12 protein-coding genes are annotated in these 16712 nt (G+C 39.8%); 8 read left to right on the top strand and 4 right to left on the bottom strand.

Translation table 11 applies throughout. The features are described from left to right. The first annotated feature begins 49 nt into the window (after nucleotides 1–49). The 5 genes from htpG (at nucleotide 50) to ACM5QX_RS10285 (ending at nucleotide 8464) form a co-directional block, all read left to right on the top strand. Nucleotides 50–2026: a molecular chaperone HtpG gene (gene htpG, locus ACM5QX_RS10305; RefSeq protein ID WP_414753430.1), complete on the top strand. Its 1977-nt coding sequence runs from the start codon at nucleotides 50–52 to the stop codon at nucleotides 2024–2026. Nucleotides 2027–2304: 278 nt separating this feature from the next. Next, the gene (gene rpmB / locus ACM5QX_RS10300) at nucleotides 2305–2541 is read left to right on the top strand and encodes a 50S ribosomal protein L28 (protein WP_011317036.1); all 237 of its coding nucleotides are present in this window, start codon (nucleotides 2305–2307) and stop codon (nucleotides 2539–2541) included. A 1226-nt stretch (nucleotides 2542–3767) separates the two neighbouring features. Continuing rightward, nucleotides 3768–4961, top strand: coding sequence for a pilus assembly protein PilB (locus tag ACM5QX_RS10295; protein WP_414753429.1), 1194 nt, complete (start codon nucleotides 3768–3770; stop codon nucleotides 4959–4961). Nucleotides 4962–5427: 466 nt separating this feature from the next. Beyond that, on the top strand, nucleotides 5428–6111 hold the full coding sequence (locus ACM5QX_RS10290; RefSeq protein WP_011317038.1) for a Crp/Fnr family transcriptional regulator: 684 nt from the start codon (nucleotides 5428–5430) through the stop codon (nucleotides 6109–6111). Nucleotides 6112–6679: 568 nt separating this feature from the next. Then, nucleotides 6680–8464, top strand: a complete 1785-nt coding sequence (locus ACM5QX_RS10285; protein ID WP_414753428.1) for a M61 family metallopeptidase — start codon at nucleotides 6680–6682, stop codon at nucleotides 8462–8464. 494 nt (nucleotides 8465–8958) lie between these two features. Here the strand turns inward: ACM5QX_RS10285 and apcB are convergent, their stop codons facing one another. After that, entirely contained in the window at nucleotides 8959–9468 is a 510-nt protein-coding gene (apcB, locus tag ACM5QX_RS10280) for an allophycocyanin subunit beta (RefSeq protein ID WP_011317040.1), read from the bottom strand. A 359-nt stretch (nucleotides 9469–9827) separates the two neighbouring features. Between apcB and glnA the strand changes: the two genes are divergently transcribed. Then, entirely contained in the window at nucleotides 9828–11252 is a 1425-nt protein-coding gene (gene glnA, locus ACM5QX_RS10275) for a type I glutamate--ammonia ligase (RefSeq protein WP_011317041.1), read from the top strand. A gap of 162 nt (nucleotides 11253–11414) precedes the next feature. Here glnA and ACM5QX_RS10270 read toward each other — a convergent pair whose 3' ends face one another. Next, a complete protein-coding gene (locus ACM5QX_RS10270) occupies nucleotides 11415–11618 on the bottom strand; it encodes a hypothetical protein (protein WP_010996485.1) in 204 nt (67 codons plus the stop codon). Between the two features lie 255 nt (nucleotides 11619–11873). Here ACM5QX_RS10270 and ACM5QX_RS10265 point away from each other — a divergent pair, with 255 nt between their 5' ends. Next, complete coding sequence (locus ACM5QX_RS10265) at nucleotides 11874–12929, top strand: class I SAM-dependent methyltransferase (RefSeq protein WP_414753427.1); 1056 nt, start codon at nucleotides 11874–11876, stop codon at nucleotides 12927–12929. 426 nt (nucleotides 12930–13355) lie between these two features. Here ACM5QX_RS10265 and patX read toward each other — a convergent pair whose 3' ends face one another. Both patX and ACM5QX_RS10255 read right to left on the bottom strand, forming a co-directional pair. Beyond that, nucleotides 13356–13589, bottom strand: coding sequence for a heterocyst-inhibiting protein PatX (gene patX, locus ACM5QX_RS10260; RefSeq protein WP_011317043.1), 234 nt, complete (start codon nucleotides 13587–13589; stop codon nucleotides 13356–13358). 85 nt (nucleotides 13590–13674) lie between these two features. Then, nucleotides 13675–15462 (bottom strand): FAD-dependent oxidoreductase, encoded by a 1788-nt coding sequence (locus ACM5QX_RS10255; RefSeq protein ID WP_414753426.1) that lies wholly within the window; start codon nucleotides 15460–15462, stop codon nucleotides 13675–13677. 205 nt (nucleotides 15463–15667) lie between these two features. Between ACM5QX_RS10255 and ACM5QX_RS10250 the strand changes: the two genes are divergently transcribed. Further along, complete coding sequence (locus ACM5QX_RS10250; RefSeq protein ID WP_414753425.1) at nucleotides 15668–16705, top strand: site-2 protease family protein; 1038 nt, start codon at nucleotides 15668–15670, stop codon at nucleotides 16703–16705. The last annotated feature ends 7 nt before the right edge of the window (nucleotides 16706–16712 follow it).

The raw sequence follows: 16712 nt of genomic DNA, 5'->3' as shown, positions 1-16712 counted from the left end.
CTAAGATTTCTTGACTAAACAAATAGTTTCAGATACTAAAATCAAAATCATGCTAGAGCAAGGCACCATCAGTATTCATACTGAGAATATTTTCCCAATTATCAAAAAATCTCTCTACTCAGACCATCAAATTTTCCTGCGGGAATTAGTATCTAACGCCGTAGATGCCATCCAAAAGCTGAAAATGGTATCTCGTGCTGGAGAATATGCGGGAGAAGTTGAAGAACCAGAAATTCAACTCGCCATCGACAAAGATAAAAAAACCCTGTCCATCACCGATAACGGTATCGGTATGACAGCAGAGGAAGTCAAAAAATATATTAATCAGGTCGCTTTTTCTAGTGCAGAAGAGTTTATTCATAAATATGAGGGAAAATCAGACCAGCCAATCATCGGTCACTTTGGTCTGGGCTTCTATTCCTCCTTTATGGTGGCGCAAAAAGTAGAAATTGATACTCTGTCCTATCAAGAAGGGGCGCAAGCTGTTCACTGGAGTTGTGACGGTTCCCCAGCATTCACCTTAGACGAGTCACCCCGCACCACTCGCGGTACTACCATCACGTTGACTCTGTTACCCGATGAAGAAGAATATTTAGAATCTGCGCGGGTGAAAAACCTGGTCAAAACTTATTGCGACTTCATGCCAGTACCCATCAAACTGGATGGTGAAGTATTAAACAAGCAAAAAGCACCGTGGCGGGAGTCTCCCAGTAACCTGACGAAAGAAGATTATTTAGAATTTTACCGCTATCTCTATCCTTTTCAAGAAGAACCCTTACTGTGGGTGCATTTGAATACTGACTATCCCTTTATTATCAACGGGATTCTCTACTTTCCCAAGATGCGCCCCGATGTAGACGTTACCAAGGGACAAATCAAACTATTTTGCAATCAAGTTTTCGTCAGCGATAACTGCGAAGAAATTATTCCCCAGTTTCTCGTACCCATGCGGGGTGTAATCGATAGTACGGATATTCCCCTTAATGTATCACGTAGTGCCTTACAAGGCGATCGCACTGTCCGCAAAATCGGCGATTATATAGCCAAAAAAGTAGGCGACAGACTCAAAGAACTGTACCGCGATGACCGTGAACAATACATCAGCGCCTGGAAAGATTTAAGCACCTTTGTCAAATTTGGTGTTCTCAACGACGAGAAATTCAAAAAGCAAGTTGAAGACATCATTATTTTCCGCACCACCTTTAAATCAGCACCACCAGCCGAAACACCAGCCGTTGAAGTACAGTCCCAAGAAGGTGATGTTTGGCAAGATGTCACCCCTACTTCCGACTCCCCCACACCAGGCTTACCATACACAACCCTGAAAGAATACTTAGAACGCAACAAAGAACGCCACGAAAATCGCGTCTTCTACAGTACCGATGAAGCAACCCAAGCCACGTATATCGAACTACACAAAAACCAAGGCTTGGAAGTGCTGTTCCTCGACTCCTTCATCGACACCCACTTTATCAACTTCCTAGAGCGGGAATATCAAGATGTCAAATTTACACGGGTAGACTCTGACTTAGATAATACCTTACTCGAACAAGACAAAACTGGAGAAATTGTTGACCCCACAACAAATAAAACCAAGAGTGAGGTAATCAAAGAGTTATTTGAGAAATCCCTGAATAAACCTAAAGTCAATATTCGCACAGAAGCGCTCAAGTCTGATGATCCTCAAGGTACACCACCGGCGATCGTTCTTTTACCAGAATTTCTGCGCCGCATGAGGGAAATGACCGCCATGATGCAGCAGCAAAATACCGAGTTTCCCGAAGACCACATTTTACTAGTGAATACAGCCCATCCCCTAATTCAAAACTTGGTAAATCTCAACCAAGGCGCAATTATCCAAGGCGACGGACAATCATCAACAAATCCCCTAGTAAACTTAATCTGCCAACACGTTTATGATTTGGCGCTGATGTCTCAAAAAGGGTTTGACGCAGACGGAATGAAATCTTTTGTGGAACGTTCCAATGAAGTACTCACTAAGCTGACACAACAAACCAAAAATTAGCAACTCATCTTGTAAGCATTACTGCTAGGGTGTTTTAGAGTGCGTTACGGACTTTAGTCCTAGCGCACTAAACGTCTATGATGGCTTAGAATAAAGCAGCATTAGACACACTACACAAATTTATTTTGAATTTTGCGGCAATTCTTACGTGGAGGTTTCCTTCACCCACGCCTTCCAAGACGAATTTGGAATTTTGAATTGATGTAACCCCAATATTCGTCCCAGAGCTTCTAAAATAGAAAGGCTGTACTTAAATAGTAATCTGGAGATACAACATAATGTCTCGTCGATGTGACCTTACTGGTAAAAAGGCAAATAACGCTTTTGCTGTTTCCCACTCCCACCGTCGCACCAAACGCTTACAACAAGCAAACCTGCAAAGCAAGCGCGTTTGGTGGCCAAGCGGCAACCGTTGGGTCAAACTAAAGCTATCTACCAAAGCCATTAAAACCTTAGAAGTCAAAGGTTTAGAAGCAATGGCAAAAGAAGCTGGGATTAACCTCAACCATTACTAAACTTCTCATAATAGGTTGGGAATTCGCTAATTTTATTTTCTGGTTAATTTCCGTATCTTCAGAAAATACCTAATTAAAATTGCCCTTGGTGCCACATCTTCTGCCTCAAAGACCTATGTGGGTAAATCATAAACCCACATAGTCTTAAGATTATGAAGTATCAATTTAGCCTCAATGCCCTTGCTTACCAGTAAGCTAATGCGCGTCTAAATTGCATAAATACTAACAAGGGCTGTTAACTGTCAACGCTCAACGGTCAACAGCCCTTACGATGGATCTGGCAATTTAAAAGCAAAATAGCTCATCAACATCAGTCTATAGATTACCTGATCACCATTGCAACCAAAGTTTTGCCAATTTATAACCATGTAAATCAAACCTCTACAATCACCCAGAGGCTTATCAACAGATTTACAAAACGTAATTCGTGGCAACCTTAAATCTTTAACAGAGGACTGTTGGACGATACACGAAAAAGCGCTCATAGTTTTACTTACCAAGCGCTTATCGTGTAAGTTTATACCATCTTGCTTATCATATGTAACATTTGAAATTGCAGTAAGCCTTTCAGGAGAAGCATTAGAGCAATTCACTGTAACAAACGTTTAAGTTTAGAGGTATCACTCCTTGCACTCATACAGAATATCTTTTTTCGGATAAAAATAAGCGGTTGATGAGTACCAGTTTCTAAACTGACCCTAGCCAAAAATGCTTTATTGTGCATAGTGTGAAACAAACTAATCGAAATTGTTAGAAAAGCCGAGGCGAGTATTTTTTACTCAGAACTCGCCAAAAAATTTTTGTGGCATTTTGGCAACTAAGACTGTGTTGTAGCAGTTTAAATAAGATCACAAGAGGGTCATGGGATAGTAGAACTTCAGCTAAGGGATAAATGTTACCTAAAATAACCCTTAGGATGCCCACCCTATCGCCAGTTGTCGATTAGGTGCTGTAGATTAACGCTACATAGATAGAAAGTAAAATCTCAGCACTGAATCACCGCTTCACTACAACTGGCTAAAAATCCACCAGATAACATATAAGTGTCCATGTCGATTTGATACTGGCGAAAATTCAATACAATTGAAGATTTGCACTCAAGACTTACTAAGTCAAAATTTTTGAACAGTGAATGTGGCTGTAATCCACTGAACTCAGTATATTTATTTACTGCCAAGTGCCGAAGAGCAAAATAGAATATAAAGAAACACTAAGCAAGCAAACCTATGTGGTCTTCACAGGGCAAACCAGCTGACACCGGAGCCAATGGACAACAATTGCTCAACACAACTCCAACTAATTGGGAGCAGGAGTCCGAACGAGAGCAAATATTCCAGCTAATTGATAGCATCTTGCCCTTTGAGGTTTGCCTCTACTACCAGATTTTGCCTTTAAGGTACCAAAATGACCGCTTATCACTAGGTATGGTAAATCTAGGAGATAGCGCCGCATTTGATTATGTAAATCGCATCGTTTCATATATTAACAGCACAATTGAAACTCAAGAAATCGCTGCTGACATTCATCGCGCAATACTTTCCGCTTACCTCAGCTATAAAAATACATCCACTCCAGAGGTAAAACCAGCAGAAAAACCGGAAGCAGACGAGATTTTAGCCGAGAGCGTAAACACCACGCTTAATCTACCTAACGCCACAACCCCCTCACCGGAAGTTCAGCAGTTACATAAACCGTCTGAGTCATCAATAAATGTTTCTGTGCCTTCCGACTCAGAGAAGGATTCTCAAACTAAAAATGATTCTTCACAAGTCATTGTTCAACAAGAATTGCCAATGCCTCGGCTGAGTGATGTAACTGTTTTACAAGTACAAGCTCCAGAACTATTCAGCCCTATTGAATCACTACTCAATTTACCCTCTAGGAAACTATTGGAGGAATTGCTGGGACGAGTTTTAGGTGGGGGGATTGGTCGCTTATATCTGGAAAGACAACCATATAAAGGGAGAATTATTTGGAGTGACAATGGAGTCTTACAGTCTGTATTGGAAAATTTACCCCTCTCTGTTTTTCAAGGCGTACTTAATGAATTAAAACGTTTTGCAGGGTTTCCTCTTAGTACACTCGCAGAACCACAACAGATAGAGAAGGAATGCCAATACCAAAACAATAGTTTATTATTACGCATACGTGTCATGCCAGGAATAAATGGCGAAGAGGCCACACTGCAAGTACTAAGGGGGGCAGCTCTAAAATTTTATCAGCAGCAGCAATTAGATCGTCTGAGTCGAGATGCTATAGGAATTTCTCAACAACTCAGCTATAAGTTGCATGAATTACATCAACGATTACTGTTGAATCCTCACCTCAAAGCCGAGCAATCAGAGGCTTTGTCTACCCTTACTCGAATAGTTGAAAGCTTAGGCCAAAAAGTCACAATACTGACGGCAAATAATCAATGACTATCAGACGGAGAATCATCGTGCTGTCAGTAAAACCTCTGATTTCGATCTTTACCATAATTGTTATGTTGTAATGACCAACCAGACTATCTTTTACAGAGCTTCTGGTTAACAGTTGGCTAATTAGACATTGATAATGTTTGTGGGAGTTGGTCATCAGGAATGGTAAATAGCAATTACCCTTCAGACTTTCCTATGAGACGCTCCGCCAACCAGCAGTGTCTCTTCAAGAACGTTATGAGCGCTCAGTTAACTTCAGAAATTCACGGCGGAAATCTATAGTTATTATTACTTATGACCAAAACGAAATTACTATGGCGGCTTGTTTAATATAGATTCTGTGTTCTGAGAAATGACTTTTAAACTCCCACTAATTTCTTTCTCATCTATTGCTATATTTCGACGTTAAAACTTATAGTAGATGGCTTAATTCTCAAATAACAAGTTCATTTTTAGTAGATATTTCATGCAAACTGAGGTTTTTAGTGATATTTTCCCCTTATTGAGTACAGCCACTCCACAAACCTTAGAATGGCTACTCAATATTGCAATTGATCATGAATATCCCACTGGCAGAGCGGTTTTAATGGAAGATGCCTGGGGTAATGCCGTTTATTTCGTTGTCTCTGGATGGGTAAAAGTCCGGCGTACCTGCGGGGATGATTCTGTAGCTTTAGCAATTTTAGGAAGGGGTGATTTTTTTGGAGAAATGGCGATTTTAGATGAATCTCCCCGCTCAACAGATGTAATTGCTCTTTCACCAGTTAAGTTACTCAGTATTTCTAGAGAACGTTTTATTCAAATTTTATTTAAAGACCCGCAATTGCATCATAGAATGCTGCAATTAATGGTGCGACGATTACGACAAATTAACCAACGTTTACAAATCCGTTCTTCACCACCTGCTGTGAAATTAGCCCATACCTTAGTTAGTTTGGGTGAGAGCTATGGTCAAGAATCAGAACAAGGTAGGGAAATTTTTAATATTCCTTTTAAGGACTTAGCAGAAGTTACAGAAATCGGTGTTGAAGAAACTAGCAAAATTATGGATAAATTGCACGATAAAGGGTGGATAAAAATTGACAGTGCTAATAATATTATCTATTTGATCAATTTCAAACAACTGCTGAATTTAGCTGGAAAAGTCTAATAAAAACATTGTTGTTCAAACTGTTTTTTATAGTTTGTCCTCAGCACTAAAACACCTGATATTAGAGAACTAACGTCTTCATGTAAGCATATTAAACGAACAATACAAGCGTATTTATACTTGTAAATGTGGTTTAATGGATACTATGTTATTTTGACATACTGATATAACTAAGGTGCAAAAAGGGTTTAGGTATTGGATCTTAGAAAAAAGTATTCCGGCTTCTGCTTACTGAATTATTATGTAAATATTAAATTTTGAGTATACGTTAACGAAGTTTAACGTAACATAATTGAATGTCATGTTTATTTGATAAATAACCTCTGAAAAATGTATTTTTAATGCTGTAGCAAGTCTGCGCTAAAAGCGTAAAGTCCAGCAATTGCAAGCTATAGAGACTTTTCTTTTAGTACACTGAGTAATGTTGCCCGTGTCATAGCTCATAGCATTAATGCACCTCTAAATACTGAGTCTGCATTGCTTAACTATTGACTATTGACCAGTAACTATTAACTATTAACTATGTATGGATTGACTTTTGACTCAGAACTATCACTCTTAACTACAGATGACTGAAGCGACAGCACCTCGTATCGATATTGGCGTTCAGGACACCGTGCCGACGATTAATTATTTGGTGGCAATGCCCCAACCAGAGACGCATCTATTTGAGGTGAGTTTGCAAATCGTAAACTATTCATCACCAATTCTTGACTTAAGAATGCCGGTGTGGACACCAGGATCATATTTGGTGCGAGAGTACGCCAAGAATTTACAAGATTTTACTGCTTTTGCAGGAGATAAGATTTTACCTTGGCGGAAAATCAGTAAAAACCACTGGCAAATCAATAAAGGTGATGTGTCAGAAGTAACGGTGCGTTACCGCATTTTTGCAAACGAACTATCAGTGCGGACAAATCATTTAGATGCTACCCACGGTTATTTCAATGGGGCAGCATTGTTTTTTAGACTACCAGGATGGGAAAACTTACCAATTTGTGTGACTGTCATACCACCGTATCCCCAATGGCGGGTAACTACTCCTTTACCTACAATTGGTGAGCAATCTAATACTTTTTATGCTGCTGATTTTGATACCCTTGTAGATAGTCCTTTTGAGATTGGTGAACACCAGTTATATCAGTTTGAGGTGTTAGGAAAACCTCATGAATTGGCAATCTGGGGACAAGGAAATTGTCAAGTACAGCAGCTGATTAGCGATACCCAAAAAATTATCCAGGTAGAAGCGCAGATGTTTGGCGGATTGCCTTATGAGCGATACGTCTTTTTGCTGCATTTATTTGCTCAAGCATACGGTGGTTTGGAGCATAAAAATAGCTGCTCTTTGATTTATCAGCGTTTTGGCTTTCGCTCCCAAGATAAGTATGAACGCTTTATTCAATTACTAGCTCATGAGTTCTTCCATCTATGGAATGTTAAGCGAATTCGTCCCCAAGCCTTAGAGGTATTTAACTACGACCAAGAAAATTACACACCATCTCTGTGGTTCTGCGAAGGAACTACCAGTTATTACGATCTACTAATTCCTTTACGAGCAGGCATTTATGATGCTAAGACTTATTTAAATTATTGGAGTAAAGAGATCAGCAGGTTACTTACGACACCAGGGCGGAAAGTACAAACACTTTCTGAGTCGAGTTTCGATGCTTGGATTAAACTTTATCGCCCAGATACAAATACTGGTAATTCGCAAGTCTCCTATTATTTGAAGGGGGAAATGATATCTTTGCTACTAGATTTGCTGATTAGAGCGCGGTATCGTAATCAGCGATCGCTTGATGATGTGATGCGTCAAATGTGGCAAAAATTTGGTCAAGCTGAAATTGGCTATACTCCAGAAGAATTACAGGTGGTGATCGAATCAGTTGCTGGAGTCGATTTGACTGATTTCTTCGCACGCTATATTGATGGCACAGAAGAATTGCCCTTCAATCAGTACTTAGAACCGTTTGGCTTGCATTTGGTAGCAGAGAGAGAAGAAGAACCTTACTTAGGGGTGAAAGTAAACACGGAAAATGGTCGGGAGATGATCAAATTTGTCGAGGCTGGTTCGCCTGCGCAAATGGCAGGAATTGACGCAGGTGATGAGTTGTTGGCTATTGCAGGCATCAAAATCACAGCCCATCAATTGAGCGATCGCCTTAAAGACTATCAAGCCAATGATACTATCCAGGTAACAGTTTTTCACCAAGATGAGCTGCGTACCTATCCTGTAACGCTAGGAACACCACGTCCTACCAAGTATCAGCTACTGGCGATACAGAATCCTAACGCGACGCAGCAAGAAAACTTTGCTGCTTGGTTGGGTGCTGCCATCTCTACTGTTAGTTGATAACCACAGACGAATAACTCTTTTGTGTTCCCTGTAGTTCACAGTCAGGTGCGGAAAGAAACAACCTATACAAGTGAGGGAGATTAGTCAAGTTATGGCAGATAACTCTCCCTCATCCCCTTTACAGATTCATTTTAAATTTCATTAATGGAAATATTATTTATAACTTTTTACTAAACTTTACACAATTTAATTTACGTAAAATCTAGAGTAAATTTTTATGTTTAATTTATAGCTGTTGATAGTTGACTGTTGACAGACCGGGAAGCCTTTTATTGTCAGGGTTTTATTTTAGCTAGAGCTATATCTTTGTTTACCTAAATTTATACTCAAAAGATATTACGTAATACTTAAAAAAGTAAACGCACCTTGTCAATACAGCCAAAGTGCGTTGTTTGAAATCAGTTTCTTGATATTGAAAATCAACCAGACAACGAAAACTAGACAAAAAACAGATTGTAAATCATACCTCCTGCCTTTTGCCCCCTGCCTTCTTAAACATCCCGCTCGCTTAATTCACGAGTAATGTGGTCAAATGGCTCCTCAACAAAAGCAGCGTTGGCAATACCTGTACTTGCAACTTGTTCCTTGACCAAATCCTTGAGAATTTGTACACCGCGAACTGTAGGGCCAATGGGTACACCCAAAGAATTGTACGTTTCCCGCAAGCCTTGCAGCACCCGCTCATCTAAAACATTGGTATTACCAGCAACCAGCGCATAAGTAGCGTAGCGCAAGTAGTAATCCATATCCCGTAAACAAGCCGCTAGACGACGAGTTGTGTAGGCATTCCCACCAGGGCGAATTAACTCTGGCAGCTCTTCAAACAACTTAGAACCTGCTTGCTTGACCAGTGCAGCTGCGTTGGAGTTAATCGCGGCGGCTGCTTGGACACGAGCCGTACCACTGTCAAAATAATCTTTGAGGGTATCGATCGCATTTCGGTCAAAATACCGACCAGCTACGTCATAATTCTTAATTAAGCTTGTTACTGCATCGCGCATTCCTTCTTCTCCCAATCTTTGCTATCTATGGTTTGATATTAATTTGGTTGCACTACGCACCAGTAAATTTTTGTGCTATTAAAAATAGATTCGGCACAAAAACAATCTATCTGTTACTTAAGGATTTTATGCCAAAGTTGACCCCTATGAGATTAACTTTCTCCCTTTTGTGCAGATGTCGAAAGAAAGGTTAATATTACCTGTAATCCAGACGTTCTGTAACAAAGACTACAAAACCATCTAATGTTTAGAATCTAGGATATTTCAGGTGTGTCATCAACTTTGTTCCGCTCAGTAGGGTTTAGATGCTTTGGCAGATTCTGGTTTGAATTTAAGAAATTGGCAGAGAAGGAGTAACAATGACAACCTCACAAGAAGTCTTGAAGAGAATTCAAGATGAAAAAATTGAGCTGATTGACCTCAAGTTCATCGACACCGTAGGTACTTGGCAACACCTCACCTTGTATCAAAACCAAATCGATGAAAGCTCCTTCACCGATGGCGTACCTTTTGACGGTTCCAGCATCCGGGGTTGGAAAGCAATCAACGAGTCAGACATGACAATGGTTCTCGATCCTAACACTGCTTGGATCGACCCATTCATGGAAGTACCAACCCTAAGTATTGTTTGTAGCATCAAAGAACCACGTACAGGAGAATGGTACAACCGTTGTCCACGGGTTATTGCTCAAAAAGCAGTTGATTACTTGGTTGCCACAGGCATTGGTGATACAGCATTCTTTGGCCCTGAAGCTGAATTTTTTATCTTCGATAGCGCCCGCTTTGCCCAAACCGCTAACGAAGGTTACTACTTCCTCGACTCCGTAGAGGGTGCTTGGAATTCTGGTAAAGAAGGTACAGCAGATAAACCCAACTTGGCTTACAAACCACGTTTTAAAGAGGGTTATTTCCCTGTTTCGCCCACAGATTCTTTCCAAGACATCCGGACAGAAATGCTGTTGACGATGGCTAAATTAGGCGTACCCATCGAAAAACATCACCACGAAGTTGCTACTGGTGGTCAGTGTGAACTCGGTTTTCGCTTCGGTAAGTTAATCGAAGCTGCTGACTGGCTGATGATTTACAAATATGTCATCAAGAACGTTGCCAAAAAATATGGCAAAACAGTCACCTTTATGCCAAAACCAATTTTTGGTGATAACGGTTCTGGTATGCACTGTCACCAATCTATCTGGAAGGATGGTAAACCCCTCTTTGCAGGTGATCAATATGCTGGCTTAAGTGAAATGGGACTGTACTACATTGGTGGTCTTCTCAAGCACGCCCCAGCACTTTTAGCAATCACCAACCCCAGCACCAACTCCTACAAGCGTCTAGTTCCTGGTTATGAAGCGCCAGTTAACTTGGCTTACTCCCAAGGAAACCGTTCTGCTTCCATCCGCATTCCTCTGTCTGGCACTAACCCCAAAGCCAAGCGTTTAGAGTTCCGTTGTCCAGATGCTACCTCTAACCCCTACTTGGCATTTGCTGCCATGCTGTGCGCTGGTATCGATGGTATCAAGAACAAAATTCATCCTGGTGAGCCATTAGATAAAAATATCTATGAACTTTCTCCAGAAGAATTGGCAAAAGTTCCTTCCACACCTGGTTCTTTAGAACTAGCATTGGAAGCGCTAGAAAACGACCACGCTTTCTTAACAGATACAGGCGTATTCACCGAAGACTTTATCCAAAACTGGATTGACTACAAACTCGCTAACGAAGTTAAACAGATGCAACTGCGTCCTCATCCTTATGAGTTCTCTATCTATTACGACGTTTAATTAACACCTGTTAGCAATTTATATCTGAGAGTCAAAATCTTGCCACCCTTATGGGTGGTTTTTTGTCTTCTGTAAAAATTATGTATAAGTACATTAGGGGAAGTAACTCATCGTTGAAATTACTTCCTCTAATAACAACCATGACTTAAACATGAGTAAAACTTAGCTCATCGAAGCATTACTACGACCATAAATCGTGCGGGTGGTGGGATCGATCTTTCCTTGAGTTGGGTTCCAATAGTGGGACAGTTCTTCAGCAGGAAGACCGAGTTCTTGTGCGGAACGCATCAGCATGGATTGTTGACGATTCTTCACTTGCTGATATTGGCGCATCATAATTGCACGAGATTTTTCTTGAATAGACATACCACAGTCCTCCTAGTGATATTAATTGGATTTGACCCTTTACATAATTAATATAGCGAAAATTCTGTATCTTATGCTACGAAATTGGGTATCTGTTACAATTTTTAATATTGTTGCGATTATTAATTGCGCTTCTACCTATTTAAATGCAGCTATGACGGATTGCTTGAAGTACTTTTTCCGCAAGTAAACGAACTATTCGTTACAATTGTTTACATAAAATTTTTAAAAGTAATGGATTCCTAAGCAATCGTCATGTCTAATAATTTGACTAAGCTGACTTACCAAACTCTTCAACAGGGTAAAAATTACTTTGGCCTGGCTCACAAAACATTAAGCGCACAGTTAAGAGACATAGTTTATCCCACATTGAGGCAGACTAAACCGATACCCAGGGAGGTTATAACCAAACTGCAAGATAGATTCAATCAATTACTAGAAATAGATTGGCTGGAGGCTGAAAAAGGGGTGTATCCAGCAAGCTTGCTATTTGATAATCCTTGGGAAGATTTTTTCCGTTACTATCCCCTTGTATGGCTAGACTTACCGCAAATCTGGGAAAGAGTTCAACAAAAAAAATACCAAGATTTTTCTTCGGGTATAGAGACAGAAGGTTATCCTAGCTACTACGTACAGAATTTTCATCACCAAAGTGATGGCTATTTGAGCGATTTGTCAGCCAATTTATATGATTTACAGGTAGAAATCCTTTTTGGTGGAACAGCTGACCCCATGCGGCGGCGTATTCTGTCTCCTCTCAAGGATGGGCTAAAAGTATTTGATTCTGTATCACCAAGACAGATTCGCATTTTAGACGTAGCTTGTGGGACTGGGAGGACTTTGAAGCTGATTCGAGCGATTCTACCGCAAGCATCACTATTTGGTGTAGATTTATCGCCAGCTTATTTACGTAAGGCTAATGAATTACTCTCCCAAATTTCTGGGGAACTACCACAGCTTTTACAAGCAAATGCGGAAGAATTGCCTTACGTAGATAATTATTTTCATGCTGTGACTTCTGTTTTCCTGTTCCATGAATTACCTGCTACTGTGCGTCAAACAGTAATTGAGCAATGTTTCCGGGTGACAAAGCCAGGAGGAGTTTTTATTATCTGTGATTCTATTCAGATGAGTGATTCACCAGAAATGGCGGTGCTAATGGATAATTTCCCAGAAACTTTCCATGAGCCATACTATAAGCATTACAGTACTGATAACTTAGTAGAACGCCTAGAAAAAGTAGGGTTTGAAAATATTGAGGTGCAAGTCCACTTTATGAGCAAGTATTTTATTGCTCATAAACCATTTTAGAGCAATGAAGCATAGTAGCAGATTGCTATCTGGTTGATTTGCTATGTGAATAGAGTCCAAAAACTTGTCACACAATTACGGGATGGTCGAGGTTGCAGGATAAAAACCATCATAGTCAACTCTAGGCCATCTCACAGGTAGGTAAAGCTGATGGAAATTGTAGATAGATGCCCTGTATTTGAATTCTTAACCTGAATGGTACTCCGTGAATCAAAGCAAAGATGACATCTTGCCTCAAGAGTAGTGATGCTGACAATTCAGGTGATGAATTACATTGGATTTGCCATCCCAGTATATAACTGCTGTACTTGTGCTAAAGAGGCTATTAAAAGTGTTGAAAAGTTTTTGTATTTGCTAATGCAAGACAAATACTCATTGTTCTACTAGACATAAAACCGTGATGGGTAAAGCCCCGACGTAGACGCGCTATACAGTAATCTGGACATGAATGGGGGATTCTATAAGACTTCTACGTCCAGTACCGCGATGTGGTTGGGGTTTTTCTGGTTGATTACGTTTGGGTTTAGATTTTAGTGAGATCATATTTTGTGAATTAGAGGAAGAAAAAGCGAAATTGTGATTAGCTATTCCCAGGTAATCAGAAACTAGGGAACCAAGTACTAGACTCGAAATTAAAACTGGAACAGCAGCACGCATCATAAAAGTCTCTTTGTAAATTCTCTTATCTATTGCTACTGAGTTTTATATAACGAGTCCGGAAAAATCTAAAAAAAAGTAGTGCTTTTTACTGAAAACCTATAAAAGTGTGCATTGTTTCAATATGTTCTACTAACAACCAATGACCGGAAGGGTTTAGACGACCCCAAACCGTCAAATGTTGCTTATCTGTCAAGGCTTGTAGCTGTTCATTGATATGCGATCGCAAAGTTACAAGCTGGCAAGTTTGTCCTAGATTAGCAGCCGGAGAAGCGATCTCGAATCTGTAATCCTGCTGATTTAAAACCTGAAAAATGCCTGTGAAGGAATCAGTTCCCCGTGTAAGTACTGGTTTGGCTTCTGAGTGATAGTACTGATACACAGAATCTGGGCAATTGCCGCTATCTGGATAGAGTTGAGGCTCCTTTAGGTAATACATTTGCCATTGCAACCATTCCGGATGACTGGGTAATAAATTAAATAAAGGTATGAGAGCTACAGGAGAGCGATTATCTTGTAATAATGCCTCTTGTAATGCTTTTACAGGTAAATCTCTTGGTTGACAGCCTAAATCTGCACACATAGCCGCCGCCATCCCCGCCGCTTGACCGATACCCAAAACTACAGGTTGTAATCTGGTCGCCCCATTAGCAATATGGGAAACAGAAATATTCTTTTCACAAACTAACAAACCATCTGTTGTGGCTGGAACCAGACAACGGTAGGGAATCGTAAAAGGTGTTCCCGTCCAACGTCCTCCCCAACGGATGGATTTAGGTTGTAGTGGCAAGTCAAACCCAGGATAGTGATGGTCATTGGCGTAGTTACCAATAGCGATGGTATCTGCAAACAAAGACGCTACCTTACCACCAGGAACTGGCAAAATATCCTGTTCTCGAATAGTAGTTAGCCCCACCAAGCGCCGACTTTCTCGATAGTATGGGTGTAACGCAAACGCCGATGAAGCATGAGGAAACACTTGCTCTGCCAAACCATAACGCCGACCAAGCTGATTTTGGATAAAATGAGCAAAATTTTGGCTATGCCAACGAGATTCTTGGAAAAAATCACCCTTAGCTGCTGCTGATTCTATGATCCGTCCTACTCCTTCGCCGTAGTCATTACCACAAATCGGCCAGTTAATCATGAAAAGATTTCCTGGCAAACGTCCATAATTTAAGAATTGCTCTGCACCATAATTTTCCCAAGCTCCAGCAAACAGCGCCGCATCATAATTAGGTGCAGGGGGAATTTCTGGCGCAACTGGTTCCCCAAAGTCCTGCATCACTACTACCCAAGTAGGCGATTGCACAGGATATCTTGCTGTTAGCTCATTAAAGCTACTTGGGGCGCTTGGTTCTTCCCATTCAGATTGCAACTCCCAGCCCCAACGGTAAGGGATATCTGCTAAAGCTAGTAAATCTCCTAACTCTGTACCGTCAATAGTAATCTTGGCTTGTACTATAAAGTCTGCGAACCTGACACCAGTGATGGAATTTCCTTGTTGCAAAACTTCCAGAGGTATTTGTCCAGAAATCCAGTGCAGATTTGGTAGTTCCTGTACCCAATCAGCAAAAATTTCTGCCCCAATACGGGGATCATAACTAAAAAAACTCACCCAACTATTATCTAATCCCCCTGGTTGTCGCTGTTGTAATTCTTGTAAAAAAGCACCCCATAATCCCGTCTGAAACGCCATTAATTCATTACCATCTGGTGCAGATACCCCAGCTGCAGTTAACATTCCTCCTAGCCAAGGAAACTCACTTACCAAAATAGTTTTTGCACCTCTACGGGCTGCTTGAATGGCAGCCGCCACACCTCCGGTTCCCCCACCAACAACTAAAACATCAGTTAAATAAGTTTGATTAACCATAAGTAGAAATTTACGTATTTGTAATCAGGATACATATAAATTGAGCTTGTTTTACAAGTATTTGATGATTTGTTATACCTGTATTAACTCATGATGAAATAATTAACTTATTATCTGAAAATTCGTATTTATACTGTGAAAAAAACTTTTTTTAAGGATGATAATATTAATTGAAATACCCCAATATTTTTAATTACCAATTAAAATGTCATTATTGTTGATTTTCTTATGGCTATATATCTCAATTTTTTGTCATGAAATGGGGCATTTTATCGTATCTAAAATGGTGGGATTTCAGCCCTATCTAGTCATAGTTGGTAGTGGTAAGAAATTATTGAATTTTCATTTTCTCAATTCTGTAATTGAGTTTAGAATTATCCCCAGTGGTGGCGTTACTTACACTTCTAATTTAAAGCTGGAGAAAGTAAAACACAAGCTAGCTGTGATGTATTTAGCTGGGCCTTTAGTAAACTGTTGTTTTTGTTTATTGTTTAGTCTAGTTTATACTTACTATATTGCCTATCTTCAATTCCCTGGTTATTTAAGTATTATAGGATCTTTAGTATATGTAGAATTTTTTCTATTTGCTGGGAATCTGTTACCAATGGATATCGATTCGTATGGTAAAGTGATATCAAATGATGGTAAAGCATTTATTGACGCTTTAACTAAAACTGAGCAGCAATTTATTCAAAAACTTTTAGGCTTAGATAGATATACAAACACGCAACATTCATCAGGGGATTTATTTAACAATAGTCTGATAACATTACAAATATTGTATAAGGCTCAGGCGGAATTTAATAAACACAATTTTTCGCAAGTGATTGATTTATTAGAACCAATTTTAGATTATCCGGATATTCTTACAAGAGATAAGCTTTATATTATTGATATATTAGCCTCTATAGTTATTAATCACGGAGACAAAAAATATCTAGATAAAGCTAATAATTGGTCGGTGCAAGCGATGGAATTAGCGAGTGATATCAAGACTATTCAAGGAACTAGGGGAGCTATTCTGGTTGAGTTAGGTAGATATAATGAAGGTAAAGAAATGCTTTTACCTTTAACAGCAGCAGGTAATGAGGCAATTGATATAGCAGTTAGTTGTTGCTACATCGCTAAAGCGGATTATTATTTAGGTAATGATGATCAGGTCAAAGATTGGTTAAATAAGGCTGAACAAATTAATGCTGCTCATCTAATTTTGATGAGAATTAAGCAAGAAATTAATTATTAAGATTAAA

This window comes from Anabaena sp. CCY 9910, from assembly GCF_963920875.1.
GTDB lineage: Bacteria > Cyanobacteriota > Cyanobacteriia > Cyanobacteriales > Nostocaceae > Trichormus > Trichormus variabilis.
This window is presented reverse-complemented; position numbering and strand designations above follow the sequence as displayed.

Excerpts from the sequence above, each read along its gene's own strand:
- htpG (WP_414753430.1), top strand. The coding sequence starts at position 50 with ATGCTAGAGCAAGGCACCATCAGTATTCATACTGAGAATATTTTCCCA.
- rpmB (WP_011317036.1), top strand. The coding sequence starts at position 2,305 with ATGTCTCGTCGATGTGACCTTACTGGTAAAAAGGCAAATAACGCTTTT.
- ACM5QX_RS10295 (WP_414753429.1), top strand. The coding sequence starts at position 3,768 with ATGTGGTCTTCACAGGGCAAACCAGCTGACACCGGAGCCAATGGACAA.
- ACM5QX_RS10290 (WP_011317038.1), top strand. The coding sequence starts at position 5,428 with ATGCAAACTGAGGTTTTTAGTGATATTTTCCCCTTATTGAGTACAGCC.
- ACM5QX_RS10285 (WP_414753428.1), top strand. The coding sequence starts at position 6,680 with ATGACTGAAGCGACAGCACCTCGTATCGATATTGGCGTTCAGGACACC.
- apcB (WP_011317040.1), bottom strand. The coding sequence starts at position 9,468 with ATGCGCGATGCAGTAACAAGCTTAATTAAGAATTATGACGTAGCTGGT.
- glnA (WP_011317041.1), top strand. The coding sequence starts at position 9,828 with ATGACAACCTCACAAGAAGTCTTGAAGAGAATTCAAGATGAAAAAATT.
- ACM5QX_RS10270 (WP_010996485.1), bottom strand. The coding sequence starts at position 11,618 with ATGTCTATTCAAGAAAAATCTCGTGCAATTATGATGCGCCAATATCAG.
- ACM5QX_RS10265 (WP_414753427.1), top strand. The coding sequence starts at position 11,874 with ATGTCTAATAATTTGACTAAGCTGACTTACCAAACTCTTCAACAGGGT.
- patX (WP_011317043.1), bottom strand. The coding sequence starts at position 13,589 with ATGATGCGTGCTGCTGTTCCAGTTTTAATTTCGAGTCTAGTACTTGGT.
- ACM5QX_RS10255 (WP_414753426.1), bottom strand. The coding sequence starts at position 15,462 with ATGGTTAATCAAACTTATTTAACTGATGTTTTAGTTGTTGGTGGGGGA.
- ACM5QX_RS10250 (WP_414753425.1), top strand. The coding sequence starts at position 15,668 with ATGTCATTATTGTTGATTTTCTTATGGCTATATATCTCAATTTTTTGT.